The sequence below is a fragment of the Mycobacterium paraffinicum genome, assembly GCF_025822865.1.
GTDB classification, from domain to species: domain Bacteria; phylum Actinomycetota; class Actinomycetes; order Mycobacteriales; family Mycobacteriaceae; genus Mycobacterium; species Mycobacterium paraffinicum.
Genome location: NZ_JACKUR010000005.1, coordinates 1 through 2,253, shown reverse-complemented (window position 1 = coordinate 2,253; position 2,253 = coordinate 1). Strand labels below are relative to the sequence as shown.

The following is a 2,253-nucleotide window of genomic DNA, read 5'->3' as shown; positions in this document are numbered from 1 at the left end:
CTTCCCAACCAGCGCGCCAACGCCGGTCTTGATCAGAACAACAGGACTTTCAGATCATCCTCGGGAAGGTGCGCCCACTTACGCCGCCTCGCCGAGAGTCATCCACAAGTTCTGATCATTGCTCTCCCCGCCCCCGACATCGCACAAGGCCTGCAACGCGGCGACGGCCGAATCAACCCATGGCAAGCCCAACGAGACACCGTCTGGCCCATCATTGAAGGAGACTGCGACCAATGACCGAGTTTCAGCACGACCTAGTCCTAATCGTCTTCCCCGTCGCGCTGGCGATCCTCTACGCGCAGGTCATCAGCCTCACCCGGCGCGTCAAACGCCTAGAACAGCAACGCGACGACAACCGCTAACACAGACGTGAGGGGCTGGTGCCGGGAGATTCCCCCTCCCGGCACCAGCCCCTCACCATTGCTCCGACCGACCCTCGTCCAGCGGCGCAAACGGCACAGTCTCAGCCCCAAACGCAGCCCTCGGCCCCGCCGGATCATCAGCCCAACACCACTCCGCGAACGCCTCCGAACCCCGGCCATGATCAAACAACGCCCGCGCGGCGTCGCCGGCCCCACTCCCCACCGGCAACGACAAGAACCGGAACCGCACCAACGCGTCCAATTCCCCCAGCTCAGCGATACCCAAACGCCGCATATCCGCCTGCGTCAGCAACGACAAAACCGGATCGCTGGATTCGGACTCGACGGTATCCGCCGCCGCGCGGTACCGCTTCTCTGCCCGCTGCACCGCCCCCAGCGACAGCCCCAATTGCGCCGCCACCTGCCGATACGGCACCCCATCGTCCAGCAGCGCCGCCACCTGGCGATCCTGCAATCTCTGCCCATCACGCATGAAACAAGTATCCCCCGGCCGCACCGATACGCCGGCATTTGCGCAGGCCAAACCATGTTTTTGCATCGCACCGAAAAGCCTGCAATATCAACGCGATTCAAGCACACCGATACACCCCGAAAAGCATTGCAAAACAAGCGATTTCAGCCAACGCAACCACCCAACCCAATACGCCAGAACGATACAGAATCAACACGAAAACCGTTGAAAACAAGGCGATTTGACCGAACATGATAGCCGGTTGAGTCGCGGAGTGATACGCCTACGCGATACAGCGAAAACCGTTGATATAGGCCAACATTCGCCGTGCCAGCAAACGCGAAAAGAGTTGCAGCACAACGGGTTGCGGGGAGAGATTATGCGGCCTACCGCTCCTGCGGATCCACTTGTCGGAGACTTTGCTGGGCGGCCACTTGCATCGTGTTGAACTGCACGTTTCTGCATACACTGGTTAGCTAGTTGTGTACGGTCACGTCCAGTATCGGCCCGCGGAATCGGTTGCGTGGCAATCGGTTTGGATTCGCTGTTGCGCGCAGCAAACTGGTTGTGCGGACTGGCTTTTGGTGCTGAACCTAGTACTGATTAGGTTGCGCGAGTGAGTATTTCGGTAATATCAGTGTTGGGCGCTGTTGGTGTTCTGGTTGGGTGAAGTGGTGAATGTTGTTGTGCTGATTATTGTTTGGCTGTTAGCTGCGGTCGTGATGGGTGGTGAATGGTGTTGTTTTGCAGGGCGTTTTGGGGGGTGGCAGGAATTCCACTTGGGGTAGGAATTCCACCCTTGAGCTGCGGCGATGGTCTTTGTTCGAGGTCGGAGATTGGTCTGCATACCATACGGCGGTGCCCCGCTGGGCGGATATCCGATAATCTGGAATTGGGGTCTGACCTGTATGAATCGACCCTAGAATCGCCGGGTGGACATCCTTTCCGACGACCAGTACAAGGTGCTGGGCTTCATCTCGGCGTGTAACAGGTGCTCTTATCACCCGACCGCCGAGCAGGTGATGTTGTGGCTTGAGAATCCCGAGCCGAGGAAGGCGCAGTATCGGACGGTTCGACGTCCGTCTGTGTTCGACGCCGTGATCACGCCGCCTGCCTGGTCCGCCGGGGCGTGGTTCCTGGAGCCGGCGGCTTCGTCGTCGCGGATGATCGATTCGATACTTGGTCTTAGCAGCCTCAACAGAGACGCGAAGAATCTGTCGCAGTCGCTTTTGCAGCAGTTCGCCGGGGGCACTTACCGGGAACGTGTTGCTGACGCTGAGTCGCTGATTGACTATCTAGTGGTGTGTCCCGCAAATAATTGGCTGTTGGTTGGTATGATGTCTTGCATGCGACCACCTGTTCCAGCTCTGTTGGTGTCTGCGGGACAACGTGAGGTTCTTGAGTCTGTGGCCCGCTCGT

4 protein-coding genes are annotated in these 2,253 nt (G+C 58.7%); 3 read left to right on the top strand and 1 reads right to left on the bottom strand.

What is annotated here, in order from left to right; translation table 11 throughout:
- Together H7J89_RS00045 and H7J89_RS00040 are read left to right on the top strand one after the other, a co-directional pair.
- Positions 1 to 237: hypothetical protein (locus H7J89_RS00045; protein WP_264035535.1), on the top strand; the 237-nt coding region annotated here is incomplete at its 5' end.
- Positions 234 to 362: a hypothetical protein gene (locus H7J89_RS00040; protein ID WP_264035534.1), complete on the top strand. Its 129-nt coding sequence runs from the start codon at positions 234 to 236 to the stop codon at positions 360 to 362. The genes H7J89_RS00045 and H7J89_RS00040, both read left to right, overlap by 4 nt.
- A gap of 52 nt (positions 363 to 414) precedes the next feature.
- On the opposite strand, the gene H7J89_RS00035 is transcribed toward H7J89_RS00040, so the two are convergent.
- Positions 415 to 855 (bottom strand): helix-turn-helix domain-containing protein, encoded by a 441-nt coding sequence (locus H7J89_RS00035; RefSeq protein ID WP_264035533.1) that lies wholly within the window; start codon positions 853 to 855, stop codon positions 415 to 417.
- A gap of 911 nt (positions 856 to 1,766) precedes the next feature.
- On the opposite strand from H7J89_RS00035, the gene H7J89_RS00030 reads away from it, so the two are divergent.
- The coding region (locus H7J89_RS00030) for a hypothetical protein (protein WP_264035532.1) at positions 1,767 to 2,253 on the top strand (487 nt) is incomplete at its 3' end.

Coding starts and splice junctions, on each gene's coding strand:
- H7J89_RS00040 (WP_264035534.1), top strand. CDS start 234: ATGACCGAGTTTCAGCACGACCTAGTCCTAATCGTCTTCCCCGTCGCG.
- H7J89_RS00035 (WP_264035533.1), bottom strand. CDS start 855: ATGCGTGATGGGCAGAGATTGCAGGATCGCCAGGTGGCGGCGCTGCTG.